This is a genomic window from Sphaerimonospora mesophila (assembly GCF_001417795.1).
Lineage (GTDB): Bacteria > Actinomycetota > Actinomycetes > Streptosporangiales > Streptosporangiaceae > Sphaerimonospora > Sphaerimonospora mesophila.
This window is the reverse complement of the sequence record NZ_BCBX01000038.1, coordinates 198,511-222,894: the sequence shown is the minus strand read 5'-3', so window position 1 is coordinate 222,894 and position 24,384 is coordinate 198,511. Positions and strand designations below refer to the sequence as shown.

Annotated in this window: 22 protein-coding genes and 1 pseudogene; 14 read left to right on the top strand and 9 right to left on the bottom strand. The window is 71.7% G+C overall.

All coding sequences use genetic code 11. The annotated features are described in order from the left end of the window. Positions 1–203: 203 nt before the first annotated feature. Complete coding sequence (locus tag AP234_RS20090) at positions 204–3,071, top strand: BTAD domain-containing putative transcriptional regulator (RefSeq protein ID WP_055481221.1); 2,868 nt, start codon at positions 204–206, stop codon at positions 3,069–3,071. A gap of 121 nt (positions 3,072–3,192) precedes the next feature. Further along, the gene (locus AP234_RS37355; RefSeq protein ID WP_160330475.1) at positions 3,193–3,333 is read left to right on the top strand and encodes a hypothetical protein; all 141 of its coding nucleotides are present in this window, start codon (positions 3,193–3,195) and stop codon (positions 3,331–3,333) included. 71 nt (positions 3,334–3,404) lie between these two features. On the opposite strand, the gene AP234_RS20085 is transcribed toward AP234_RS37355, so the two are convergent. From AP234_RS20085 to AP234_RS20070, 4 genes are all read right to left on the bottom strand, one after another. Beyond that, positions 3,405–5,510 (bottom strand): 3-hydroxyacyl-CoA dehydrogenase NAD-binding domain-containing protein, encoded by a 2,106-nt coding sequence (locus AP234_RS20085; protein ID WP_055481220.1) that lies wholly within the window; start codon positions 5,508–5,510, stop codon positions 3,405–3,407. Continuing rightward, on the bottom strand, positions 5,507–6,694 hold the full coding sequence (locus tag AP234_RS20080) for a thiolase family protein (RefSeq protein WP_055481219.1): 1,188 nt from the start codon (positions 6,692–6,694) through the stop codon (positions 5,507–5,509). Before AP234_RS20080 ends, AP234_RS20085 begins: the two co-directional genes overlap by 4 nt. Before the next feature lie 66 nt (positions 6,695–6,760). Further along, positions 6,761–7,984, bottom strand: coding sequence for an HRDC domain-containing protein (locus AP234_RS20075; RefSeq protein WP_055481218.1), 1,224 nt, complete (start codon positions 7,982–7,984; stop codon positions 6,761–6,763). Positions 7,985–7,987: 3 nt separating this feature from the next. Further along, entirely contained in the window at positions 7,988–8,575 is a 588-nt protein-coding gene (locus AP234_RS20070) for a DUF3000 domain-containing protein (RefSeq protein WP_055481293.1), read from the bottom strand. A gap of 397 nt (positions 8,576–8,972) precedes the next feature. Between AP234_RS20070 and hemE the strand changes: the two genes are divergently transcribed. After that, positions 8,973–10,010 (top strand): uroporphyrinogen decarboxylase, encoded by a 1,038-nt coding sequence (hemE, locus tag AP234_RS20065; RefSeq protein ID WP_055481217.1) that lies wholly within the window; start codon positions 8,973–8,975, stop codon positions 10,008–10,010. Here the strand turns inward: hemE and AP234_RS20060 are convergent. Next, the gene (locus tag AP234_RS20060; protein ID WP_152990525.1) at positions 9,999–11,039 is read right to left on the bottom strand and encodes a DUF4349 domain-containing protein; all 1,041 of its coding nucleotides are present in this window, start codon (positions 11,037–11,039) and stop codon (positions 9,999–10,001) included. The genes hemE and AP234_RS20060 overlap by 12 nt on opposite strands. Before the next feature lie 117 nt (positions 11,040–11,156). Between AP234_RS20060 and hemG the strand changes: the two genes are divergently transcribed. From hemG to AP234_RS20040, 4 genes are all read left to right on the top strand, one after another. Next, the gene (gene hemG, locus AP234_RS20055) at positions 11,157–12,605 is read left to right on the top strand and encodes a protoporphyrinogen oxidase (RefSeq protein WP_055481215.1); all 1,449 of its coding nucleotides are present in this window, start codon (positions 11,157–11,159) and stop codon (positions 12,603–12,605) included. Continuing rightward, a complete protein-coding gene (hemQ, locus tag AP234_RS20050; RefSeq protein ID WP_055481214.1) occupies positions 12,602–13,321 on the top strand; it encodes a hydrogen peroxide-dependent heme synthase in 720 nt (239 codons plus the stop codon). Before hemG ends, hemQ begins: the two co-directional genes overlap by 4 nt. Before the next feature lie 119 nt (positions 13,322–13,440). After that, positions 13,441–14,007, top strand: a complete 567-nt coding sequence (locus AP234_RS20045; RefSeq protein ID WP_152990524.1) for a hypothetical protein — start codon at positions 13,441–13,443, stop codon at positions 14,005–14,007. Positions 14,008–14,041: 34 nt separating this feature from the next. Further along, the gene (locus AP234_RS20040) at positions 14,042–14,842 is read left to right on the top strand and encodes an SGNH/GDSL hydrolase family protein (protein ID WP_055481212.1); all 801 of its coding nucleotides are present in this window, start codon (positions 14,042–14,044) and stop codon (positions 14,840–14,842) included. Between the two features lies 1 nt (position 14,843). Here AP234_RS20040 and msrB read toward each other — a convergent pair whose 3' ends face one another. Beyond that, positions 14,844–15,245 carry a peptide-methionine (R)-S-oxide reductase MsrB gene (msrB, locus tag AP234_RS20035; protein ID WP_055481292.1) on the bottom strand — a complete coding sequence of 134 codons (402 nt, stop codon included), beginning with the start codon at positions 15,243–15,245 and terminating at the stop codon, positions 14,844–14,846. Positions 15,246–15,575: 330 nt separating this feature from the next. Between msrB and ligD the strand changes: the two genes are divergently transcribed. The 6 genes from ligD to AP234_RS20005 all read left to right on the top strand — a co-directional run bounded on the left by ligD (position 15,576) and on the right by AP234_RS20005 (position 22,221). Further along, positions 15,576–16,577 carry a non-homologous end-joining DNA ligase gene (ligD, locus tag AP234_RS20030; RefSeq protein ID WP_055481211.1) on the top strand — a complete coding sequence of 334 codons (1,002 nt, stop codon included), beginning with the start codon at positions 15,576–15,578 and terminating at the stop codon, positions 16,575–16,577. A gap of 328 nt (positions 16,578–16,905) precedes the next feature. Further along, positions 16,906–18,870 carry a MoaD/ThiS family protein gene (locus AP234_RS20025; protein WP_200926602.1) on the top strand — a complete coding sequence of 655 codons (1,965 nt, stop codon included), beginning with the start codon at positions 16,906–16,908 and terminating at the stop codon, positions 18,868–18,870. Between the two features lie 61 nt (positions 18,871–18,931). After that, entirely contained in the window at positions 18,932–19,756 is an 825-nt protein-coding gene (locus tag AP234_RS20020) for a phosphoadenylyl-sulfate reductase (RefSeq protein WP_055481210.1), read from the top strand. After that, positions 19,753–20,283, top strand: coding sequence for a hypothetical protein (locus tag AP234_RS20015; RefSeq protein WP_055481209.1), 531 nt, complete (start codon positions 19,753–19,755; stop codon positions 20,281–20,283). Before AP234_RS20020 ends, AP234_RS20015 begins: the two co-directional genes overlap by 4 nt. Before the next feature lie 115 nt (positions 20,284–20,398). Beyond that, positions 20,399–21,124 (top strand): pyrimidine reductase family protein, encoded by a 726-nt coding sequence (locus AP234_RS20010; protein ID WP_055481208.1) that lies wholly within the window; start codon positions 20,399–20,401, stop codon positions 21,122–21,124. Then, complete coding sequence (locus AP234_RS20005) at positions 21,121–22,221, top strand: ATP-dependent DNA ligase (protein WP_055481207.1); 1,101 nt, start codon at positions 21,121–21,123, stop codon at positions 22,219–22,221. Before AP234_RS20010 ends, AP234_RS20005 begins: the two co-directional genes overlap by 4 nt. On the opposite strand, the gene AP234_RS20000 is transcribed toward AP234_RS20005, so the two are convergent. Next, positions 22,218–22,526, bottom strand: a complete 309-nt coding sequence (locus AP234_RS20000) for an AzlD domain-containing protein (RefSeq protein ID WP_055481206.1) — start codon at positions 22,524–22,526, stop codon at positions 22,218–22,220. The two genes, AP234_RS20005 and AP234_RS20000, sit on opposite strands and share 4 nt — an antisense overlap. After that, positions 22,523–23,239 carry an AzlC family ABC transporter permease gene (locus tag AP234_RS19995; RefSeq protein WP_083502259.1) on the bottom strand — a complete coding sequence of 239 codons (717 nt, stop codon included), beginning with the start codon at positions 23,237–23,239 and terminating at the stop codon, positions 22,523–22,525. Before AP234_RS19995 ends, AP234_RS20000 begins: the two co-directional genes overlap by 4 nt. Positions 23,240–23,332: 93 nt before the next feature. On the opposite strand from AP234_RS19995, the gene AP234_RS19990 reads away from it, so the two are divergent. Beyond that, on the top strand, positions 23,333–24,097 hold the full coding sequence (locus AP234_RS19990) for a Clp protease N-terminal domain-containing protein (protein WP_055481204.1): 765 nt from the start codon (positions 23,333–23,335) through the stop codon (positions 24,095–24,097). A 49-nt stretch (positions 24,098–24,146) separates the two neighbouring features. On the opposite strand, the pseudogene AP234_RS38750 reads toward AP234_RS19990, so the two are convergent. Continuing rightward, positions 24,147–24,384: pseudogene (locus AP234_RS38750) on the bottom strand (glycogen debranching enzyme); the annotation flags it as partial.

The window sequence follows — 24,384 nt, the reverse complement described above, 5'->3', positions numbered from 1 at the left end:
GATCCCGCCCTGATCCGTGAAATGGACCGAGGTAGCAGAACAAGCATGAAACTCTGTGCCGGGGGCGGGAAGGAGACACCCCACGGGTGAGAACATGAACACTCACGGTACGGTTCGCGCGTGGTGTTCATAGCCGCCGATCTTGCTCTGGGTCAGGGAGGTGCCTAGGATCTAGGCGTCTCGCGACTCAGGGTGGAGGGGGCGTGGAATACCGGCTCCTCGGTTCGGTTCGCGTCCGTGACGCGGACGGCCAGGAGGTCCACCTTGCCCGCCCCAAGCACCGGCAGGTCCTCGTCGCGCTGCTCGCGAGCGCCAACAGGGCCGTCCCGGCCGGCCACCTCGTGGAGCATCTCTGGGACGGCACCCCGCCCCGTTCGGCCCGGGGCAACCTCAAGACCTACATCTCGGCGCTGCGCCGGCTGCTGTCGCCCGCGGACCCGGGGGCCGCGCCGATCGAGACCGTGGGAGACGCCTACCGTCTGGTCGTACGGCCCGGCGAGCTCGACCTCCTCACGTTCCGGGATCTCGTCCGGCAGGGCCGCGGCGCGCTGAAGGCGGGCGATCCGCGACGCGGCGAGACCCTGTTCCAGCGGGCCCTTCTGCTGTGGCGTGACGACCCCTTCCAGGGCGTGCCGCTCACCCTCCTGCTGCAGGAGATCGTCACGGGGCTGCGGGAGGAGCGGCTGGGGGTCTTCGAAGACTGGGCCGACGCGCGGCTCGACCTCGGCCTGCACGCGGAGGTGATCGGCCCGCTACGAGAGTGCGTACGCGACCACCCTTTGCGCGAGCGCCCGTGGGGTCAGCTGATGCTGGCCCTCGCGCGTGACGGCCGGCGGGCGGACGCGCTCGCGGCCTTCCAGGAGCTGCGAACCCGGCTGGTCGAGGATCTGGGGGTGGAACCGGGGCAACCCGTTCAGCGGCTCCACCAGCGGATTCTCTCCGGGGACGGCGATCTCTTCCGCGGCACCGCCGCCGCGGCGGATGCCCCGGGCGCGACGAACGACGGCGAGCAACCCGTGACACCCCCACCTGCGCCCCCGGCGGTGCCGAGGCAGCTTCCCTCCGGCTCGCCCCATTTCGTGGGCCGGGAGCGGGAGCTGAGCCGCCTGGAGACCTGGCTGAACCCGCCGGACGGGTCGCCGCCCGCGCCGGTGGTGGCGATCTGCGGGCCACCCGGTGCGGGCAAGTCCGCCCTGGCGCTCCACGCGGCGCACCGGGCCGAAACCCGCTTCCCCGACGGCCAGGTGTACGTCAACCTGCGTAGCGCGATGCCCGGGGTGCGCCGGCTGGACACGGGTGAGCTGATCGGCCGGCTCCTGCGGACGTTCGGCACGCCGGGTTCGGAGGTTCCTCCCGACGTCGACGAGGCCGCCTCGGCCCTGCGGACGATCCTCCACGGCAGGCGGGTGCTGCTCCTCCTCGACGACGCCTCCTCGATCGCGCAGGTCGGTCCTCTCCTGCCGATGACCTCCGGCTCAACCGTTCTGCTGACGTCCCGGGAGAACCTGGCGCCGGCCGCTCCCGCCTCGCACGTCGACCTCGGCCCCATGCCGCGGGACGAGGCCGTCGCCATGCTGGTCCGGCGGTTCAGCGCTGGTGGCGTCGGCTTCTCCCAGAAGGCCGTGGAACGGCTGGCCGACCTCTGTGACGGGTTTCCCCTCGCCCTGCACGTCGCCGGCGCCCGGCTCGCGAGCCACTCCGGCTGGTCGGCGGACATGCTCATCGAACACCTGGAGGACGAGAGCAGCAGGCTGGACGAGCTGCGCACCGGGGAAATCGGCGTGCGCAGCAGCATCGCGGTCAGTTACACGGCCCTGGCCGACAGCGGGCAGGCACTCGACCGCGAGGCCGCGCAGGCGTTCCGCCTGATCGGGCTGCTACGCGTGCCCGACCTGGGCCTGGAGGCGGTGGCCGGGCTGCTCGACCGGCCGCCACGGGCCGCCGAGCGGGTCATCGAGAGGCTGTTCGACGCGCGGCTGGTGGAGAGCCCGGCTCCCGGCCGCTACACCATGCACGACCTGATCAGGCTGTACGCGCAGGAGCGCGCGGTGGACAGCGAGCCGGTGGATCGGCGGGAGGCCGCGCTCCGCCGCGTGCTCGGCTTCCTCGTCGCCACCACGGGCGCTGCCGTGCGCGTGATCGACCCGCACCGCCTGCACGCCGGCGTGCCGGAGGCGCCGCAGCGGCCGAAGACGCTGCGCGGCCGGGATGAGGCGACCCGCTGGCTGGAACGGGAATGGCCCAACCTGCTGACGATCGTCGGCCAGGCATGGGACGCCGACGCAGCGACGGCCCGCCTCGCCGTCGGCCTCGCCCTCAATCTGCAGTGGCATCTCGCCGCGCAGGGGTACCGTCACGAGATGCTCTGGCTCGGCACGAGATCGCTGGCGACCGCGCGCCGGCTCGCGGACCGGGAGAGCGAGGCACAGGCGCTCGCGATGGTGGCGATGGCGCACCGTCTGCTCAACCACGACACGGAAGAACTGAAGCGCCTCCATGAACTGCTGGACCTGTGCCGGGAGCTCGGCGACCCCCATGGCGAACTGCGCGCGCTCGGCAACCTGGCCAGCGCCTGTCTCCTCATGGAACGTCCGGAGGAGGCGCTGCGGTACGCCGACCGGCAGCTCGCGATCAGTCGCCGGGTGGGGTCCCCGGTGGGTGAGCGGTACGCACTGATGATGGCCGGCGACGCGCATCTGCTGCTCGGATCCCACGACGAGGCCGTCGCGACGCTGCGGCTGGCTCTGCGGCGCGCACGGGAGGCGAGCGACGTGATGCACGAGGCGATGACGCTCCGTCGTCTCGGCGAGGCGTACCTCGCCGCCGGGGACGCCGTCATCGCCCGCGCGCATCTGCTCGACTCGCTGGCGGGCTTCGACGCCTGCGCCCGGGGGCCGCAGGAGCGCTCGGAGACGCTGGTCGCGCTGGCCCGGTCGGCCCGGATGCTCGGCCGCCTCGGGGAGGCGTCGGAGTACGTCGCGGAGGCGCTGCGGATCGCCAGGGAAAGCGGCGACCGGCACGACGAAGGACGTGCCCTCCGGGAGCAGGCCGAGCTCCACGGCCGCGGCTGACCGTTCCGGGACCGGCTGCGAGCACCACGAACCGCCCGGCATTCCGACGAAGGTTTACTGCCTCCGAACTTCTTCCTTCAAAACGACGTCGATATCCCCGAAGACCATTCGAACGGGGAGGATGATGAACAAGTACCTGAAGCACCTTCTGATCGCCGCGTTGATCGGTGCGGGACTGGTCACCGGGGCCGCCATCGTCGTTCCGGACCACCACGTCGAGGCGATCGCTCCGCATCCTGGCCCGCGGGGAAGCTGCTGCTGACCACGGGGCAGTGTGACGGGCTGCGCGGTGCGCCGCCGCGCCGGAGTGGCGCGGCGGCTCGCGAGCTTCGGTCAGGCCGGTACGGACGCCGTCCCGGGCTCCAGGAAACGAGACCCCGTGACCTCCTCGGAGATGCCGGTCCTGTCCAGGTACGGCGTGATGCCGCCGGTGTGGAACGGCCAGCCCGCGCCGAGGATCATGCACAGGTCGATGTCCTGCGGGGCCGCCACCACGCCCTCGTCGAGCATGAGCCGGATCTCCTCGGCCAGCGCGCGCAGCGCACGCAGCCGCACCTCGTCGGCCGTGGAGGGCCGGTCTCCGCCCTCGAACATGGCCCGCACCTCGGGGTCGATCTGGAAGTCGGCCCCGTAGACGCCGGGCTTGCCCGCCGCGACCAGCTTGGCCAGGTTCTCCGACACTCCGAACCGGTCGGGGAACGCCGCGTGCATGGTCTCGGCGACGTGCAGCGCGACCGCCGGGCCGACGAGCTGGAGCAGCGTGAACGGCGTCATCGGCAGGCCGAGGGAGTCGAGGGCGTGATCGGCGACCTCGAGCGGGGTGCCCTCGTCGACCGCCGCCGTGACCTCGCCCATGAACCGGGTGAGCAGCCGGTTGACGACGAACGCGGGGGCGTCCTTGACCAGCACGGACGACTTCTTCAGCGACTTGCCGACGGCGAAGGCCGTGGCCAGCGTCGCGTCGTCGGTGGCGGCGCCGCGCACGATCTCCAGCAGCGGCAGCACGGCCACCGGGTTGAAGAAGTGGAAGCCGACGACCCGCTCGGGGTGGCGCAGCCCGGCGGCCATCTCGGTGATCGACAGCGACGAGGTGTTGGTGGCGAGCACGCAGGTCTCCGCGACCACCTCCTCGACCTCGGCGAACACCTTCCGCTTCACCCCGAGGTCCTCGAAGACGGCCTCGATGACGAAGTCGGCGTCGGCGAAGACGTCCTTGGTCAGCGACCCGGTGACCAGGCCCTTCAGCCGGTTCACCTGGTCGGCGGAGATCCTGCCCTTGGCGTGCAGCCGGTCCACCTCGGCGTGCACGTAGCCGACGCCCTTGTCCAGCCGCTCGGAGTCGAGGTCGGTCAGCACGACCGGCACCTCCAGCCGCCGCGCGAACAGCAGCGCCAGTTGCGAGGCCATCAGCCCCGCGCCCACCACGCCGACCTTGGTGACCGGGCGGGCGAGCGCCTTGTCGGGCGCCCCCGCCGGTCGCTTGGCCCGCCGCTGGACCAGGTCGAAGGAGTACAGCCCGGCCCGCAGCTCGTCGCCCATGAGCAGGTCGGCCAGTGCCTCGTCCTCGGCCGCGAAGCCCTCGTCGCGTGAGGCCGTACGGGCCAGCGCGATGAGGTCGAGCGCACGGTAGGGGGCGGGCGAGGCGCCGCGCAGCTTGAGGTCGACGAGCGTGCGGGCCTGCTCGATCACCGGGCCCCAGTCGGCGTCGGTGTGCGTCGCGCGGTCGACGGTCACCTCGCCCTGCAGCACCCGGGCGGCCCAGCGCAGCGACTCCTCGATGAAGTCGGCGGGCTCGAACATCGCGTCGGCGATGCCGAGCTCGTACGCGTCCCGCCCCTTGATCATCCGGTTCTGCGACAGCGGGTTCTCGGTGATCAGCTTGATGGCCTTCTCCGGGCCGATCAGGCGCGGAAGCAGCTGCGTGCCGCCCCAGCCGGGGACCAGGCCGAGGAAGCATTCGGGCAGCGCGATCGCCGGGACGCCGGACGACACGGTCCGGTACGTGCAGTGCAGGGCGATCTCCAGCCCGCCGCCCATGGCCGCGCCGTTGACGAAGGCGAACGACGGCACGCCGAGCTCTCCGAGGCGGCGGAAGACGTGGTGGCCCAGCGCGCCGATCGCGTGGGCCTCCTCCCGGGTGGCGACCGCGGCGGCGCCCTTGAGGTCGGCCCCGACCGCGAAGATGAACGGCTTGCCGACGACGCCGACGGCCGCGACGTCCGACCTGGCCGCGATGCCGTCCAGCGCCTCGTCCAGCCCGAGCAGGCCGTGCGGGCCGAACGTGTTGGGCTTGGTGTGGTCGAGACCGTTGTCGAGCGTGATCAGCGCCATCGTGCCCGCGCCGTACGGCAGCTCGACGTCGCGTACGAGCGCCTTGGTGACGACCTCGTCGGTGTTCTTCCCGGCGAGGAGGGACCTGTGGTTCTCGATGTTGCTCATGCGAGGTTCTCCCAGATGACCGTGCCGCCCATGCCCATGCCGACGCACATCGTCGTGATGCCGTACCTGACGTCCGGGTGATCGGCGAAGTGGCGTGAGAGCTGGGTCATCAGCCGTACGCCGGAGGAGGCGAGCGGGTGGCCGAACGCGATCGCGCCGCCCCAGGGGTTGACGCGCGGGTCGTCGTCGGCGATGCCGAAGTGCTCGAGGAAGGCGAGCACCTGTACGGCGAACGCCTCGTTGATCTCGAAGAGACCGATGTCGTCGATGGTCAGCCCGGCCAGGCGCAGCGCACGCTCCGTGGACGGGATCGGCCCGATGCCCATGACCTCGGGGTCCACACCGGCGAAGGCGTAGGAGACCAGGCGCATCCGCGGGGTGAGCCCCAGCTCGGCGGCGACCTCCTCGGCGGCCACCACGCAGCCGGTGGCGCCGTCGTTGAGCCCGGCGGCGTTGCCCGCTGTGACCCGGCCGTGCGCGCGGAAGGGGGTCTTCAGCGTGCGCAGGCCCTCCAGCGTCGTGCCGGGCCGGGGCGGCTCGTCGACCGTGGCCAGGCCCCAGCCCTCGGCGGCCTTGCGGGTCGCCGTCGGCACCAGGTCGCGCTGGATCCTGCCGTCGGCGTACGCCTTGGCGGCCTTCTCCTGGGAGGCGACGGCGTAGGCGTCGGCGCGCTCCTTGGTGATCGACGGATAGCGGTCGTGCAGGTTCTCCGCGGTCATGCCCATGATCAGGGCCGAGCCGTCGACGAGCCGCTCGGACAGGAACCGGGGGTTGGGGTCGACGCCCTCGCCCATCGGGTGGCGCCCCATGTGCTCGACGCCGCCCGCGATGGCCAGGTCATAGGCGCCGAAGGAGATGCCGCCGGCGACGTTGGTGACGGCGGTCATCGCGCCGGCGCACATCCGGTCGATGGCGTAGCCGGGCACCGACTTGGGCAGGCCGGCGAGCACGGCGGCCGACCGGCCGATGGTCAGGCCCTGATCGCCGATCTGGGTGGTCGCCGCGATGGCGACCTCGTCCACCCGCTCGGGCGGGATGGCAGGGTTGCGCCGCATCAACTCGCGGATGACGCGGACTACCAGGTCGTCGGCACGCGTCTCGGCGTACAGGCCCTTCGGGCCCGACTTGCCGAAAGGCGTCCGAACGCCGTCGACGAAGACGACTTCACGGGACGCAGGCACCATTCGCTCCTACTCATGGGTAGCTTCAACCCTAATGCTACTGATGGGTAACCCGAATAGGGGAGCGGCTCAGACCTCGTCCCTGATCTCGAGGCGTTGGAGGGCCTCGGCGAGCGGGTGGGCGGTCAGCGCGATCTGCCACTCGCGGGCGCCCAGCTCGCGCAGCCGTACGGCGATCGCCTCCGCCGAGACGTCGGCGGGCGGCTCCCACATGAGCCTGCGCACGGCATCGGGCTGGAGCAGGTTCTCGGTCGGCATGTGGTGCTCGTCGGCGAGGGCGGCCATGACCGTGCGGGCGGCGACCAGCCGCCGGGCGGCGGCGGGATCGCGGTCGGCCCACCGGTTGGCCGGGGGAGGGCCGTCGCCGGGACCGACGGGCTGGGGGAGCGCGCCGTCCGGCAGGCTGCGCGCCCGGGTCACCGCGGCGAGCCAGTCGTCGAGATGGCGGCGGGCGGCGCGGCCGACGAAGGGGGTGATCTCGGTGAGCGCCTTGGTCGTACGCGGCTGGTCGAGGGCGGCCTGCACGATCGCGGAGTCGGGCAGCACGCGGCCGGGCGCGAGATCGGCGTTCTGGGCGATCTTGTCGCGCAGCGTCCACAGCTCGCGCACCACGGCGAGCCCGCGCAGCGAGCGGACCCGGTGGATGCCCGAGGTGCGCCGCCACGGATCGCTGCGCGGCACGGCGGCCGGCGCGGCCAGCACCGCGGCGAACTCCTCCATCGCCCACTCGAGCTTGCCCGTGGTGGCCAGTTCGGCGTGCAGGGCGTCGCGCAGCTCGATCAGCACCTCGACGTCGAGAGCCGCGTAGCGCAGCCAGTCCTCGGGGAGGGGCCGCTTCGACCAGTCGGCGGCCGAGTGGCCCTTCTCCAGTCGCAGCCTGAGCACGAGCTCCACCATCGTGCCGAGCCCGACCCGCTCGTAGCCCAAAAGCCGCCCGGCCAGCTCGGTGTCGAACAGCCGCCGGGGCCGCAGGCCCAGCTCGGTCAGGCAGGGCAGGTCCTGCGTGGCCGCGTGCAGGACGATCTCGGTGTCCGCCAGCGCCCGGTCGAGCGCGCTCAGGTCGGGACAGGTGACCGGATCGACCAGCGCGGTGCCCGCCCCGGCCCGCCGCAGCTGAACCAGATAGGCCCGGCCGCTGTAGCGATAGCCCGAGGCGCGTTCGGCGTCGACGGCGACCGGCCCGCTTCCCCGGGCGAAGGCGTCGATGACGGTGGCCAGGGTTCTCCCGTCCTGGATGACCGGTGGGATTCCCTCGCGTGGCTCCAACAGCGGCTGGACTTCTGGTTCGATCACGGGCTACGGGGCTTTCGGATGAGCGGTGCGCGGACGCAGGGTGGCGACATCGGGGGGCAGTGGCGGGATGCCCGCGGCCAGGCACATCAGGTCGCACCAGGCGGCGACGTGCGGCGACAGGTCCTCGTCCAGGGGTGACCAGGAGGCCCGCAGCTCCAGCTCGGTGCTGACGGGGTCGTCGGCCTTGTTGCCGAAGCCCTCCGACACCGCCCGGGTGACCGTGCCGCCGGCCGCGGCGTAGGCCGCGCCGTGCGAGTCGAGCGCCTCGGTGAGCCAGCTCCAGGCGACCGGCCCGAGCAGCGGGTCGGAGGTGATCTCCGGTTCCATGTCGGCCCGGACGTAGGCGACGAGGCGGAACGGTCCCTCCCAGCCCCGCTGGCCGTCCGGGTCGAACAGCATGATCAGCCGGCCGACGGCGAGTTCGTCGTCGTCGCGGTAGACGGAGGCGCCGACCGCCCCCGAGTACGGCGCGAGCCGCTGGGGAGCCGGAATCTCCTCCAGCTCTATCTCCGGCCGCACCTCGGCGGGGCGCAGCGTCTCAAGCGCACGCCGGAAGACGGCGGGAGGCGCCGGTGGTTCACCGAGGGTCATGACCGAAGAGTAGGTCGAGTTCGGCAGTGCGCGAAGCAGGGGGGTGACAGCGGGGGGCATGGATGTCGGTCAAGCTATGGCCATTTCGGACATCAAGGTGCTTCCCGTACAGGCTGGTGTGCGGCGTTCTGCGGAACTCCCCATCGAAGTCATCGCTCCGGAGCCTCTCGTCGGATCCACGGTCGTGTCGGTCGCTTGGGACTGATCCGACGTTGGCACGTCCCGCCGACATTTCCCCGCAACGCGCTCGGCGTGTCTCGAAAGTGGTATAAGTCAGCCGTCATTTGGCGAACATTTTGCCGAGCGGTGAGGTCGCCCACACCCGCGTCCGCCGTCGCCCCACCGACCTTCCGAGGTCGGCGGGCGGACCGCCCCCCGGGCATGGCACGCTGGAAGAATGAATCCCCACCCGGCTGACTCCGTCTTCGTACGAGCCTGTATGCGCAGGCCCGTGCCGTACACCCCGGTCTGGTACATGCGTCAGGCGGGCCGGTCGCTGCCCGAGTACCGCCGGGTGCGCGAGGGCATCGAGATGCTGACCGCCTGCGCCACGCCCGACCTGGTCGTGGAGATCACCCTGCAGCCGGTCCGGCGGTACGGCACGGACGCGGCGATCTTCTTCAGCGACATCGTGGTCCCGCTCAAGGCCAGCGGCGTCGACGTCGACATCAAACCGAACGTCGGGCCGGTCATGGGGTCGCCGGTGCGCGACCGGGCCGGCGTCACCGCCCTGCGTCCGCTTGAGCCGGACGACGTCCTGTACGTCACCGAGGCGGTGGGGGCGCTGACCAAGGAGCTCGGCGCGACACCGCTGATCGGCTTCGCCGGCGGGCCGTTCACGCTCGCGTCCTACCTGATCGAGGGGGGTCCCTCCAAGAACCACGACCGCACCAAGGCCATGATGTACGGCGAGCCGGACCTGTGGCACGAGCTGATGGACCGGCTCACCGAGATCACGCTGGGCTTCCTGCGGGTCCAGGTCGACGCGGGCGCCGCCGCCGCCCAGCTCTTCGACTCCTGGGTCGGCGCGGTGGCCCCGCAGGACTACCGGACGTACGTGCTGCCGCACACGAGGAAGATCTTCGAGGGGCTGGCCGGGCTCGGCGTCCCGCGGATCCACTTCGGCGTCGGCACGGGCGAGCTGCTCGGCCTGATGGGCGAGGCGGGGGCCGACGTGGTCGGCGTCGACTGGCGGGTGTCGCTCGACGAGGCCGCGCTGCGGGTGGGCGCGGGCAAGGCCCTGCAGGGCAACCTCGATCCGGCGATCCTGCTCGCCCCATGGGAGGTCGTCGAGGAACGGGCCCGCGAGGTGCTCGACCGGGGCCGGGTGGCGGAGGGGCACGTGTTCAACCTCGGCCACGGCGTGCTCCCGTCCACCGACCCCGACCAGCTCGCCCGGCTCACCGACCTCGTCCATGAGGTCTCAGCCCGCTGAGTCGCTCCGCTGCTCGCCCTGTCCCGCCTCGGCCGGCTCCGGCGCGCCCATCTGGGCTCCGACCGGCTGAGGCGGGGCCGGTCTCGGCCGGTCGGGCGGCGGCGTCGAGCCGGAGCGCGGGCGGAAGCGGCGCAGGATCATCCGTACGGCCAGCCAGATCACGGCCGCCAGGACGAGCCAGGGCAGCAGCACGCCCAGCACGGTGAGGCCGACCTCGACCGCCACGACGAACGCGCGCCAGCCGGCGCTCAGCCCGGCCAGGAAACCCGACCGATCCTCCTGCTTGTCGGATGCGGCGCTCGGCTTCGCCTGGGGGATCAGGGTGAGCGTGATCGTCGCCATGCCGGTCTGCGCGGCCAGCGCCTTCTGCCTGGCCTGGAGCGATTCCAGCTCGGCCTCCCGGTTGGAGATCTCCCGCTCGATCTCCATGATCTCGCCGATCTTGTTCGCCTTCGACAGCAGCGTGCGGAACTGGTCGAGCGTCGCACGCGCCGACTTCACCCGGCTCTCGACGTCGGCGACCTCCTCCGTGACGTCCTTGGTGCCCTGGTGCATGGACTCCCGCTTGCCGAGGTCGCGACCGAGTTGGGAGAGCACGTCGGGATAGTGCTCCGGCGGCACCTTGAACGTGATGACCGCACGATCCTCGCGGCCGTAGGAGTCGCTCTTCTCCTGGGAGACGTAGCCCTCGGCGGCCAGCACGATCGTCTTGGCCCGGTCCGCGGCCGAGGGCACGTCGGCCGCCCGGACGGTCAGCTGGGCCGTGTAGATGATCGCCCGGTTCGCCGACGTGATGTCGACCTGCCGGTCGGAGGTCTGCCGATCGGTCTGCGACTTGGGGACCGCCTCCTGACGCGCCACCTCCCGGGGTGCCGCCTCCTCCGGGGCCACGGCGGCCTGGTCGGCCGCGGCGCCGCCGGCCGTCGACTGCAGGGTGGACTCGCCGGCGCCGCAGCCGGACGTGAGGACGGCCGCCATGATCACGGCGATGGCGGCCGTGCCGTACCGGACGTACCGGAATCGTGTCATGTCCTTCACACGCTCCACGATCCCTGCCGGTTCGGTGCGGATGATCACGTTGCCGTCACGATGCCGTCACGGCGGGCCGCGTGGGGCCCGGCCCTACGGACCGATAGTTTTTGGGGTATGGACGAGATCTCTGGTCGTCATGTGGTGATCGTCGGCGCGGGCATCGCCGGTCTGGCCGCCGCCCTCTACCTGAACCGCGGCGACGCCCGGCTCAAGATCACGATTCTGGAGGGCGCCCCGCGGATCGGCGGCAAGCTGTACGCCTCCGAGGTGGCGGGCGTGGAAGTCGACGCGGGTGCGGAGGCCATGCTGGCGCGGCGCCCGGAGGGTGGGGAACTCGCGCGACTGGCCGGTCTCGGCGACGCGCTCGTCCACCCCGGGACCACGCAGGCCGCCGTCCTGTCGCGCGGATCCCTGCGCGCCATGCCCACCGGGCACGTGATGGGCGTCCCCTCCGACCTGGGCGCGCTCGCCCGCTCGGGCATCCTGTCGCCCGGCGGCCTCGCCCGGGTTCCGCTCGACCTGGTCCTCCCGCCGACGCTCGTGAACACCGACGTCTCCGTCGCCGCGTACATCCGGGCCCGGATGGGCCGCGAGGTGGTCGACCGGCTGATCGAGCCGCTGCTGGGCGGGGTGTACGCGGGCCGCGCCGACATGCTGTCCCTGGACGCGACCATGCCCCGCGTCGCCGCCGTCGCGCGGACCGAGCGGTCGCTGCTGCGGGCCGCCTCCGCCATCGCGGCCGAGGCCCCCAGGGACGCCGGCCCCGTGTTCGCCACACTCAAGCACGGGATGGGCAGCCTGCCGCAGGCGGTGGCCAAGGCGTCCGGGGCCGACGTCCGTACGGGCACCATGGTCCGCGAGCTCGTCCGCACCGAGGCGGGCTGGCGGCTGATCGCCGGTCCCACCCGGGAGGAGGAGGCCATCGACGCCGACGCCGTGATCCTCGCGGTCCCCGCCCGGCCCGCCTCCCGGCTGCTGGAGCGCGAGGTGCCCGGGGCGGCGGCCGAGCTGGCGCGGATCGAATACTCCAGCATGGCCGTCGTCACCCTCGCCTATCCCAGGACTGCGTTCCCGCAGGCGCCGCGCGGCAGCGGCTACCTGGTGCCCGCTGTCGAGGGCAGGCCGGTGAAGGCGGCGACGTTCGCCACGACCAAGTGGCCGCACCTGGCCGAGGCCGACCGCGACCTGGTCATCGTGCGCTGCTCGATCGGCCGGCTGGGCGAGGAGAAGATCCTCCAGCGCGACGACGCCGAACTGGCCGCACTCGCGATGCACGAGATGGCGGAGATCACGGGGGTGCGCGGGCTGCCGGTCGACAGCCGCGTCACGAGGTGGGGCGGCTCGCTGCCGCAGTACGACGTCGGTCACCTCGACCGGGTCGCGCGCGCCCGCGCGGCGGTGGCGGCACAGCCCGGCCTGGCGGTGTGCGGCGCGGCCTACGACGGCGTCGGAGTCCCCGCCTGCGCCGCCACCGGGCGTGCGGCCGCCGACCGCGTCCTGGACCATCTGAGGACCGGGGCGCGGACCGACCCGGCCACCCCCGAAGGCAGAATGGAGCCATGACCGAGTCCAGCACCAAGTCCCCAGCCGCCCCACGTCCGAAGGCACGCGATCTCAACCTCGTCATCCGCTACACGATGTGGTCGGTCTTCCGGCTCCGCGATCGGTTGCCGGAGGCCAGGGAGAGCCTCGGCGAGGAGATCGAGGAACTGCTCGCCCAGGCCGCGGGCAAGGACGTGGTGACCCGCGGCTGCTATGACGTGGCCGGGTTCCGGGCCGACGCGGACTTCATGTTCTGGTGGCACGCCCCGACGGCCGAGGACCTGCAGGACGTCTACACCCGCTTCCGCCGTACGGCCCTGGGCCGGGCCAGCGAGCCCGTGTGGTCGGCCATGGCGCTGCACCGCCCGGCCGAGTTCAACAAGTCGCACATCCCGGCGTTCCTGGCCGAGGAGCAGCCGAGGGGATTCGTCTGCGTCTATCCGTTCGTCCGCTCCCTGGAGTGGTACCTGCTGGAGGACGCCGAGCGCAGGGAGATGCTCGCCGAGCACGGGAAGATGGCCCGGGAGTATCCCGACGTGCGGGCCAACACGGTCGCCTGCTTCGCGCTGAACGACTTCGAGTGGATGCTCGCGTTCGAGGCCGACGAGTTGCACCGCATCGTCGACCTCATGCGTCACCTGCGCGGGGCGAAGGCCAGGCGGCACACCCGGGTGGAGATCCCGTTCTACACCGGGGTGCGCAAGCCGGTCAGCGAGCTCGTCGCCGGGCTGGTCTGATCCGGACCCGACAGGGGAGTGTGAGTGGAGTCACTTGCGCTGAATGTCGGAATCAAGGACTGGTCATTGCCGATGCTTTGCCATACTGTGACGTAACGTTCCCGTCATTGTGAGGCAGAGTGTCGAGCCGTCTGGCACGTTCCAGAGCGCGCCGTCGAAGGCGGCGTGCGAGGGCGCGGATCGTCGCCCTCGGGGTGACCGTCGCCGCCGGGGGAGCCTTCGCGGTCGCCGGTTCGCTCCTCCATCCGGCCGGCCCGCCGACCACGGCCTCGCCCCGGCAGGTCACCACGCCGGCCGCCGTCGAGGCGGTGGTCGAGACGACCGTACGGTCGGAGACGAAGGCGGCGTCTGCGGCCAAGGCGTCCGGTCCGTCGAAGTTCACCGACGAGAAGGCGACGGCCTACTTCCGCAGCAGGTGGAAGGACGGCACGGCCAAGCGCGTACGCGACATCAGGACCACCGGACGCTATCTGCGGATCTACACGAACCTGCCGGAGAGCGCGGGCAACTCCAAGACCGCGATCACGCTGTGCAAGCGCGGTCTGGAGTACCTGGCGGAGCAGGGCGAGCGCAACCCTGTCGTCTTCGTGCAGGCGAAATACGGCGGGAACGGCAACCCGGTCCTCGCCAACATCCTCGGGCCAGACGATGACGACTGCCGGGTGACCCACCCCAAACCTCGCTGAGCGAGCGCGATCTCACGGGAAAGGCAGGCGGCCCATGAGCGGCGGTGCGTACCTGCGCTATGTCGCCCTCGGCGACAGCCAGACCGAGGGGGTCGGCGACGGCGACGACATCGTGGGCCTGCGCGGGTGGGCCGACCGGCTCGCCGAGCGGCTCGCGCTGCTCAGCCCCGGCGTCCAGTACGCCAACCTGGCCGTGCGCGGCCGCCTCGCCGGGCAGATTCGCGGCGAGCAGCTCGCCCCGGCCCTCGCCCTGCGCCCGGATCTGGCGACCGTCGTCGCGGGGGTCAACGATCTGCTCAGGCCCCGGTTCGACGCCGACGAGGTGGCCGGCCACCTGGAGGCGATGTTCGCCGCGCTCACCGGCCAGGGCGCCCGCGTCGCCACCCTCACCTTCCCCGACGTCGCCAGGATCACCCCGCTCGCCCGCCCGATCGGCTCCCGCGTCGTCGCGCTCAACCACCGCATCCGGGAGGCGGCACGCCGGCATCACGTGGCCGTCGCCGAGACCTCCCACCACGAGGTGGTCACCGACGCCCGCCTGTGGAGCACGGACCGGCTGCACGCCAGCCCCCTCGGCCACGAACGGATCGCCGCCGCGATCGCGCACGCCCTCGGCCTGCCCGGCAGCGACGACTCCTGGACGCTGCCCCTGCCGCCACCCGAGACCGCCCCGCCCGCCGGATTGCGCGCCGCAGCCGTGGAACTGCGCTGGGTCGCGGCCTTCCTCGGGCCCTGGCTCGGCCGACGCCTGCGCGGACGGTCCTCCGGCGACGGCCGTACCGCCAAGCGGCCGGACCTCCTGCCCGTACGGACACCGTCCCGGCAGGACGGGTGAGTCACTCGGCGGGAGCGAGTGTCAGGCAGACCGAGTTGATGCAGTAGCGGTCGTCGGTCGGGGTCGGGTAGCCCTCGCCGTGGAAAACGTGACCCAGATGGGAGTCGCACCGCGCGCAGCGGACCTCCACCCGGCTCATGCCCAGCGAGTCGTCCTGATGCAGTGTCACGGCCGCCGACTCCGACGGCTCGAAGAACGAGGGCCACCCGCAGTGCGACTCGAACTTGGCCTCGGAGCGGAACAGCTCGGCGCCGCAGGCGCGGCAGGAGTAGACCCCGACCGTCTTGGTGTCGACGTACTCACCGGTGAAGGGCCGTTCCGTCCCCGCCTGACGGAGCACCCGGTACTCCTCCGGGGACAGCCGGGCCCGCCACTCCTCGTCGCTCCTGATCACCTTGTCCATGAACACCAGCCTAGGTCGTGTTCCGGAGTCATGTCCTGATGCGCGAAGGACGCGCTTTCTCGACACTCCCCGAATGACCAAGGGACGGTCAGTTCTCCCCGTCCTGAGCATCCTTTCGCGGCCGTTTCCGCGTCTTCCCGTACGAGGCCTCAGGGAGGAAGCACCCGACCCGTGCTGGACGCCGCCCCGGGCGCCTCACGTGGTCCGTCCTGTCGCGTTCGCGCGACCACGAGCCCCGCCCGGAGGGCGTGCGGGCTTGTGGGAGCTCCCGGTCCGGCCGCCGTTGGCAGCCCGGGGCGGACCACCTCCTTTCTGGGTAGTGTCCGTCACATGGCGTCGCCGTACATCGAACTCGAGGTCGAGGGCCGGACGGTCAAGGTGACCAACCCGGACAAGATCTACTTCCCGGGCGTGGGCGCGACCAAGCGCGACCTGGTGGAGTACTACGTGAGCGTCGGGGACGGCGTGCTGCGCGCCCTCCGCGACCGGCCGACGTACCTCAAACGGCACCCGGACGGGGTCGGCTCGGATGCGATCTACCAGAAGCGGATGCCCAAGCATCCCGACTGGATCGAGACCGTCACCGTGGCCTTCCCCAGCGGACGCACCGCGGACGCGTTCTGCCCGACCGAGATCGCGGCGGTCGCCTGGTGCGCGAACCTCGCCACGATCGACTTCCACCCCTGGCCCGCCCGCAGGCCCGACCTCGAGCACCCCGACGAGCTGCGCATCGACATCGACCCGCAGCCCGGCACCTCCTTCGAGGATGCGCGCAAGGTCGCCTTCGCCGTACGGGAGATCCTCGACGAGCTCGGCGTGACCGGGTTCCCCAAGACCTCGGGCAACCGCGGCGTCCACATCGCCGTGCGCATCGAGCCCCGCTGGACCTTCACCGAGGTGCGGCACGCCGCGATCGCGCTCGCCCGCGAGGTGGAGCGGCGCCTGCCCGGCCTGGCGACCACCGCCTGGTGGAAGGAGGAGCGGGGGGAGAAGGTCTTCATCGACTACAACCAGAACGCCCGCGACCGCACGGTCGCCGCGGCCTACTCGGTGCGCGCCAGGCCGGACGCCACCGTCTCCGCGCCGGTGACATGGGAGGAACTGGCCGACTGCGATCCACGCGACTTCGACATCAGGACGATGCCGAGGCGGTTCGCGGAGATCGGCGACCTCCAGCGGACCATCGACGACCGAGCGTTCGTCATCGACACGCTGCTCGGATGGTACGCCGCCGACGGCCGGGGCGACCTGCCCTACCCGCCGAACTACCCCAAGATGCCCGGCGAGCCCAAACGCGTCCAGCCCTCCAAGGCCCGGCCGTCGAACGATTGACGGGACACGTCCGTACCGCCGGCGAATAACGCCTCGGTTACGGGCGAATGACTGGAAAATATCCGTAATCGACAAAATCCGTTGATCCCCGTAAAGATCAACGCTATTATCGATTCGATGATTAGGACGCGATGCTCTGGAATCGTAGGGGCGATGATCCCCTGCCTCTGCCAGTGTTGCCGCGCATCTAGCCGCGCCTAGCCTTCCGCGTCCGGCGAGCGCCTCTCGGCCCGCCCATCTCTTTCTCTGTCGTGTCACCCAGCCCCGCCCGGCATCGGCGTCGGTGCTCGTCGGCCGGCATGTCCACGCATCGCTGCACGGAGGAACCGTGACCACAGCAATTCCCTCTCGCGCCCGCCGCTCCGGTGCCGATCGGCCGCCGCCCGACTGGGATCTCGTCTACCGCCGCAACTCCATCGAGCGGCTCAAGCGCGATCGCCCCGGCCTCGACGTCCGCGATGAGCTGCCCAGCCTCATCGAACGGGGCTACGAGGACATTCCGGAAGAGGAGGTCGTCCGGCTGTACTGGTGGGGTCTCGCCCACGACAAGCCGAAGATCGGCACCTTCATGGTGCGCATCAAGGTGCCCGGCGGTCTGGTGCGTCCCGACCAGGTGCGGGCGCTGGGGCGCATCGCCCGTGAGTACGGCCGCGACGAGGCCGAGCTGACCACCCGCCAGGGCATCCAGTTGCACTGGGTGCGGATGGAGAAGCTCCCCGAGGTGCTCGGCGTGATCGAGGCCGCCGGGCTGACCACGGCGGGCGCTGAGGGCGACACCGTGCGCAACATCACCGGCTGCCCGGTGGCCGGCCTCACCGCCGAGGAGCCTTTCGACGTCACACCGATCATCAGCGAGGTGGCCGGTTTCTTCTACGGCAACCCCGAGTACAGCAACCTGCCGCGCAAGCACAAGTACACGATCGCGGCGTGCTCGGCGCAGTGCAACGCGCCGGAGATCCACGACGTCGCCCTGATCGCCACCGTCCGCGACGGCCGGCCCGGGTTCGGGCTGCGCATCGGCGGCGGCATGGCGAACACGCCGCGCATCTCCCGTGACATCGGCGTCTTCGTGCCGGCCGAGGACACGGTCGAGGTGCTGAAGGCGGTGACCGACGCTTGGCAGCGCGACCTGCGGTACCGTGTCTCGCGCGCCAAGGCCCGGATCAAGTTCATGATGGACGACTACGGCCCGCAGGGGGTGCGCGAGAAGGTCGAGGAGCAGCTCGGCCGCCGCCTGGAGGACGGCTTCGCGCCCGAGCCGGCGCCGGAGGTCGACCACATGGGCGTGCATCCGCAGCGGCAGGAGGGGCTCGTCTACATCGGCGTGCCCGTACCGGCCGGCCGCGTCACCGGCAGCATGCTCGAGAGGCTCGGCGAGCTGCTCGACGACCTCGGCGCCGATCTGCGCTTCACCCGCCAGCAGAACTTCATCATCGGCAACGTGCCGGCGTCCCGCGTCGAGGAGGTGAAGGCGCTCCTGACCGAGCTGGGCCTGCCGGTCGACCGCGGCCGCGCCTACGCCCGTTCGCTGGCCTGCACGAGCCACCGTTTCTGCAACTACTCGGTCGCCGAGACCAAGGGCAAGCTGGACGTGATGCTCGGCCGGCTCACCGACCGGTTCGGCGCCGAGCGCATCGGCGACCTCGCCATCCACATGGACGGCTGCCCGCACGCCTGCGCCCAGCACTGGGTGGGCGAGATCGGCCTGCAGGGCACCACCACCAGGAAGGAGGGCGCCGACGAGCGGGTCGAGGCCTACGACCTGACCGTGGGCGGCGGCCTGGGCACCCGTACGGCGATCGGCCGCCGTCTGATGCGGCGCGTGCCGACCGACGAGATCGACGACGTCATCGAGCGCCTGGTGGAGGGCTGGCTGGCGGAGCGGGTCGCACGCGGCGACGCGGGCTACACCTTCGGCGACTTCGCCTCGGAACGCAGTGACGAGGAGCTGATCGGGCTCGCCAGCGACACCGGTGCGAAGTCGGCCCCGTCCGGCCCGGCCCCGGCGGAGGCCGCCGAGGCGGTCGTGACCGTACGGATCCCCGGCCCGCTGCTCGACCTCGTCGGCGGGGCGGACGAGATCGAGGTGACCGCCCGGACCGTGGGCGAGGCTCTGGCGGCCGTCGCCAAGGAGCACCCGGCGTTCGGCGCCCAGGTGACACCCGATGGCAAGGTCGCGGAGGCGTTCCTCGTCGCGGTGGGCGAGGAGGACATCCGCAGCCTCGCCGGACTCGCCACCGAGGTGACGGCCGGCTCCGACATCACCGTCGTCATGGCGATGTCCGGCGGCTGAGCAGCGGCTCGGCGGACATCCCGGCGACAGGGCGACAACACAGCGGCGAGAGGGAACGAAAATGACAGAAGTGGTCACGGCACCTGCCAAGGACGGCGAGCGGGTGGTCTTCGACGACCTGGAGATCGGCGAGATCGCGATGGATCTCGACGACCAGGAGCCCGAGGACGTCATCGAATGGGCCTTCGAGGCACTCGGCGACCGCGTGGCGGTGGTCACCGCGCTGCAGATCGACGGCATGGTCGTGCTGGACATGGCCACGAAGATCCGTCCGGACGTGCAGGTCATCACGGTCGACACCGGGCGGCTGCCGCAGGAGACGTACGCGTTCATCGAGCAGGTGCGCGAGCACTACCCGCAGACCCGCTGGGACGTGCTCTTCCCCGACACGGCCGAGGTCGAGTCGATGGTGCGCCGCCAGGGCATCGAGCTGTTCCGCAAGAGCGTGCCCGCGCGCATGCTGTGCTGCCAGATTCGCAAGGTCCGGCCGCTCGTGCGGGCGCTGCGCGGCCTGGACGGCTGGTTCACCGGCCTGCGCCGGGACCAGTGGGCCTCGCGTGCCGCGATCAAGAAGGTCGAGCTGGACCACGACCACGAGGGCATCGTCAAGATCAACGCGCTGGCCGACTGGAGCGGCGACGAGGTCTGGGAGTACGCGCGCGCCAACAACGTGCCCATCCACCCGTTGTACTCGCAGGGATACACGAGTATCGGCTGCGGCCCCTGCACCCGGCCCATCCAGCCCGGTGAGGACGATCGGGCCGGTCGCTGGTGGTGGGAGCAGGGCGCACCGAAGGAGTGCGGCATCCACTGCCCGATCGAGACCGGCAACTTCGAGCACGAGGCCGAGGCGATCTTCGCCGAGGCGCACGGCATCCACTCGTGAACGACGCCGGCCCCGGCGAGGCGACCTCACCGGCGTCCGCCTCGCCACCCGGCGAGCCGGAGCCGGCCTTCCCCGATCCGGTGGAGCTGTCCGATGAGGAGGCCGGCGCGGTCGTGGCGGCCGCGCTGGCGTTCGCCGACGCGGTGCCGCCCGGCCGCGACGCGCCGTTCCGCGAGCTCGCGGCCGACGCGCGGGGCGGGGTGGTGCCCCCCGAGCGGATGACCGATCTCGAGCGGATATGCGTGCTCGCCCTGGAGACCGGCAAGGCCCGCAGGCTGGGCGGCGCCGAGACCGAGCGACTGCTCACCGCCGTCTATCGGCGTACGCCGGGCGGGCGTGAGCTGGCCTCCTCTGTCGCGGACGTCAACCGCGTGCTGTCCCGGCTGGCCGGCCGCGACCTGCAGTCGATGCGGCTGAGCTGGCGCACGCCGGGGCGCTACACGCTGAGCCTCAGCGTGAGCGGCATCGACATCACGCTGGCCCTGGAACCCGAGGGCCCGCGGGTGCAGAGCGTGCAGACGGGCTGACCGCACGCACCGGCCACCGCGCTCGCCCGGCTCGGCGTCGCAGGGTTCGCCTTCCCATCGGAAAGTGGTGAAGGTGAGACGGGAGCTGTCGACGGCGTGTGTCAGGGTAGGGAGCGTGCGTCGTATACATCCCTATGCCGAGGACGATCCGGACCTCGCCGCCTGCTATGCCTATCCGCCGGAGGGGTGCCTGCGGGTCAACATGGTGGCCAGCGCCGACGGCGCGGCGTGGCTGGAGGGCAGGTCGGCCGGGCTGTCCAGCCCGGGGGACCGGCGGGTCTTCCATGTCCTGCGCGGGCTCGCCGACGTCGTGCTCGCGGGCGCCGCGACGGTCAGGACCGAAGGGTACGGCCCGTCCAAGCCGCGTGAGGGATGGCACGCGCTGCGCGCGGGCCGTCCGCACGCGCCGTCGATCGCCGTGATCACCCGGCGGCTCGACCTCGATCTCGGCGGGCCGCTGTTCACCGAGACCGAGCCGTACCAGCGGACCATCGTCATCACCACCCGGGCCGCCCCGCGGGAACGCCGCGAGGAGGCGGCGAAGAACGCCGAGGTGCTCGTCGCGGGGGAGGACCTGGTCGACCTGACGGTGGCGGTGCGCCTGCTGCGCGATCGGGGACTCGGCCGCATATTGTGCGAGGGTGGGCCGAGGCTGAACGCCGAGCTCGCCGCCGCCGGGCTGATCGACGAGCTGGCGCTCACGGTGAGCCCGCTGCTGGCCGGTGGGGACGCCGCGCGAGTTCTGAACGGCGTGGCCTCCCGGACTCCGCTCGCCCTCGCCCACGTGCTCGAAGAGGACGGCGTGCTGTTCATCCGATATGTCGGCGAGGAGGCCCGATGAAGCTCCCGGTCGAACCGCCGGTGGCGCCCATGCTGGCCAAGGCGGTCAAAGGGCTCCCGCCTCAAGATGGGACGCTCTACTACGAGCCCAAATGGGACGGCTTCCGCTGCATCATCTTCCGCGACGGTGACGAGGTCTATCTGGGCAGCCGGAACGAGCGGCCGTTCACGCGCTATTTCCCGGAACTGGTGGCGGCCGTCAGGGAGGAGCTGCCGCCGCGCTGCGTCGTGGACGGCGAGATCGTCGTCGTCTCGGGAGAGACGCTCGACTTCGACGCGCTGCAGCAGCGGATCCATCCGGCGGCGTCCCGGGTGAAGCTGCTGGCCGAGCGGACGCCCGCCTCGTTCGTCGCCTTCGACCTGCTCGCCGAGGGTTCGGAGAACCTGATGGCCGAGCCGTTCTCGACGCGGCGGGCCCGACTGGAGAAGATGCTCGGTGCGGCCTCCGGCTCGGTACGGCTGACGCCGGCCACCACCGACGAGCGGCAGGCCGCGGAGTGGTTCGGCGTGTTCGAGGGCGCCGGGCTGGACGGCATCGTCGTCAAGCCGGGGAACATTCCGTACGAGCCGGACAAGCGGGTGATGTTCAAGGTCAAGCACGAGCGGACGGCCGACTGCGTGGTCGCGGGCTACCGCGAGCACAAGAGCGGCCCGGTCGTCGGTTCGCTGCTGCTGGGGCTCTACTCACCCGACGGCCGTCTGCACCATGTGGGCGTCGCCGCGTCGTTCCCGATGAAGCGGCGCGCGGAACTCGTGGCCGAGCTCGCGCCGTACCGGATGGACGATCTGAGCGGGCATCCGTGGGGTCACTGGGCGGAGGCCGCCGAGCAGGGCGCCGCGGGGGAGGGCCCCGAGGAGAGGACCGCGCAGCGCCTGCCCGGGGCGGTGTCCCGCTGGAACGCCAAGAAGGACCTGTCGTTCATCCCGCTGCGGCCCGAGCTGGTGGTCGAGGTGGCCTACGACCACATGGAGGGGGACCGGTTCCGGCACACCGCCCAGTTCCGCCGCTGGCGGCCGGACCGCGAGCCGGCCTCCTGCACCTACGACCAGCTCGACCGGCCGATCGCCTACGACCTCGCCGACATCCTCGGCGGTTAGCCGGTCAGCGCGCGTACGGCGGCGGTGACGGCGACGGCGACCGCGACGACCACGAGGAACGGCGCGCGCAGCAGCAGCGCGGCGGCCGCGGCGGCCAGCCCGGCGGCCCGCGCGTCGACCACGAGCGCCTGACCGCTGCCGAACGTCTGGATGGCGGTGAGCGCGGCCAGCATGGCGACCGGCACGAGGGCGGCGATCCGCCGTACGAGCGGCCGGTCCAGCAGCCCGGCGGGCACGGACAGGCCGAGCAGCTTGACGGCGTAGCAGCCGAGGGCGGTGACGGCGACGGCGATCCAGATGGTCAAGGCGATGCCTCCCGGCGGCGGTGGAGCATGAGCACGATCGGCGCGGCCAGCGCCGAGACGAGGACGGGGACGCCCGCGGGCAGCAGCGGCAGGCAGACCAGCGCCAGCGCGACCGCGAGGACGGCGACCAGCGTCTCCTGTCGTCCGCGCAGCATCGAGGCGAGCAGCGCCAGGAAGACGGCGGGTCCGGCGGCGTCGAGCCCCCAGGCGGACGGATCGCCGAGCGCCTCGGCGCCCAGCGCGCCGAGGAACGTGGTGAGGTTCCACAGCAGATAGAGGCTGGCCCCGGTGACCGCGAAGCCGAGCCGGGCGCTGCTTCGATCGGGCTGTGCCATGGCCACAGCCGACGTCTCGTCGATGACCCATTGCGCGGCGAGGGGGCGCATCGCGCGGGGCAGGCGCATCAGCTGGGCCAGCCGCAGGCCGTAGAAGGCGTTGCGCACCCCGAGGAACAGGGCTCCGGCCACGGCGGCGGCGGGGCTGCCGCCCACGCCGAGCGCGCCGACGAGCGCGAACTGCGACGCCCCGGTGAACACCAGCAGGGACAGTGCGCATGTCTGGGCCAGGCTCAGCCCGGCCCCGGCCGAGGTCACGCCGAACGCGAACCCGGACAGGCCGACGGCGACGCCAACGCCCAGGGCGTCCCGTACGACCGCAGCCCGGGACCGGCCCTGCGCCCGATCTATAGGGGTTTGTAGGGGTTCCGTGGTCACGGCCCGAAACTACCTGGAATCGCGGTCCGACCGGACGAGGGGCCGTCAACTCAAGGTTGACGATGAGATAGTCGTCAACCTATCGTTGACGGCATGACGAATCCGAACCGACTCCCGCATCCCGTCCGGCTCGACGACCTGATCGAGGTGATCAAGAAAGCGCACACCGACGCACTCGACCAGCTCTCCGACGCGGTCCTGCTCGCCGACCATCTCGGCGAGGTGGCCGACCACCTGATCGGCCACTTCGTCGACCAGGCGCGGCGCTCCGGTGCCTCCTGGACCGACATCGGCAGGAGCATGGGGGTCAGCAAGCAGGCCGCGCAGAAGCGGTTCGTGCCGAAGGCGTCGGCCGAGCCGCTGGCCTTCGACCCCGACCAGGGCTTCGGGCGGTACACCGCGCGGGCGAGGACCGCCGTGGTCACGGCGACGAACGAGGCGCTCGCGGCGGGGCACGACGAGGTGCGCCCCGAGCACCTGGTGCTGGCGCTGCTGAGCGATCCGGAGGGCCTGGCGGCCAAGGCCATCGTCGCCCAGGGCGTGTCGCTGGAGGCCGTACGGGAGGCCGCGACCGCGGCCCTGCCGCCGGCCGGTGAGCAGGTGACCGGGGTCATCCCGTTCGACTCGCAGTCGCGCAAGGCGCTGGAGCTCACGTTCCGGGAGGCCCTGCGGCTGGGCCACAACTACATCGGGACCGAGCACATCCTGCTCGCCCTGCTGGAACTGGAGGACGGATCGGGCGTGCTCTCCGGGCTCGGGATCACCAAGCCTGCCGCGGAGGAGCACGTCAAGACGGTCCTGGCCGCGATTCTCAAGTCGCTGAAGGAGCAGCAGGAGCCGGGCCGGGGGGAGGAATGACCCCGGGAGACGGGGCGTGTGCCGGACGGCGGCGCCCATCCCGTCCGATCTAGCGCTGCGGGCAGCACAGAACCTGAAGGGACCGGGGCGCTACGGGCACGCTCGCGCCCGCGCAGCGGACCTTGTCGTCAGCGCCGTTCGCCTCGGCGGTGTCGAGGACAGAGCGCCAGCCGTCGCCGAAGTCCGCCGCGGGCAGGGTGAACGTGAGGCTCTCGTGGTGGGCGTTGATCAGCAGGAGGAACGAGTCGTCCCTGATCCGCTCACCGCGGGGACCGGGCTCGCTGATC

Coding starts and splice junctions, on each gene's coding strand:
- AP234_RS20070 (WP_055481293.1), bottom strand. CDS start 8,575: ATGACCCTCGGTGAACCACCGGCGCCTCCCGCCGTCTTCCGGCGTGCG.
- AP234_RS19990 (WP_055481204.1), top strand. CDS start 23,333: ATGACGAATCCGAACCGACTCCCGCATCCCGTCCGGCTCGACGACCTG.
- hemE (WP_055481217.1), top strand. CDS start 8,973: ATGAATCCCCACCCGGCTGACTCCGTCTTCGTACGAGCCTGTATGCGC.
- msrB (WP_055481292.1), bottom strand. CDS start 15,245: ATGGACAAGGTGATCAGGAGCGACGAGGAGTGGCGGGCCCGGCTGTCC.
- AP234_RS20040 (WP_055481212.1), top strand. CDS start 14,042: ATGAGCGGCGGTGCGTACCTGCGCTATGTCGCCCTCGGCGACAGCCAG.
- AP234_RS37355 (WP_160330475.1), top strand. CDS start 3,193: ATGATGAACAAGTACCTGAAGCACCTTCTGATCGCCGCGTTGATCGGT.
- AP234_RS20005 (WP_055481207.1), top strand. CDS start 21,121: ATGAAGCTCCCGGTCGAACCGCCGGTGGCGCCCATGCTGGCCAAGGCG.
- hemQ (WP_055481214.1), top strand. CDS start 12,602: ATGACCGAGTCCAGCACCAAGTCCCCAGCCGCCCCACGTCCGAAGGCA.
- AP234_RS20080 (WP_055481219.1), bottom strand. CDS start 6,694: ATGGTGCCTGCGTCCCGTGAAGTCGTCTTCGTCGACGGCGTTCGGACG.
- AP234_RS20085 (WP_055481220.1), bottom strand. CDS start 5,510: ATGAGCAACATCGAGAACCACAGGTCCCTCCTCGCCGGGAAGAACACC.
- AP234_RS20020 (WP_055481210.1), top strand. CDS start 18,932: ATGACAGAAGTGGTCACGGCACCTGCCAAGGACGGCGAGCGGGTGGTC.
- AP234_RS20060 (WP_152990525.1), bottom strand. CDS start 11,039: ATGACACGATTCCGGTACGTCCGGTACGGCACGGCCGCCATCGCCGTG.
- ligD (WP_055481211.1), top strand. CDS start 15,576: ATGGCGTCGCCGTACATCGAACTCGAGGTCGAGGGCCGGACGGTCAAG.
- hemG (WP_055481215.1), top strand. CDS start 11,157: ATGGACGAGATCTCTGGTCGTCATGTGGTGATCGTCGGCGCGGGCATC.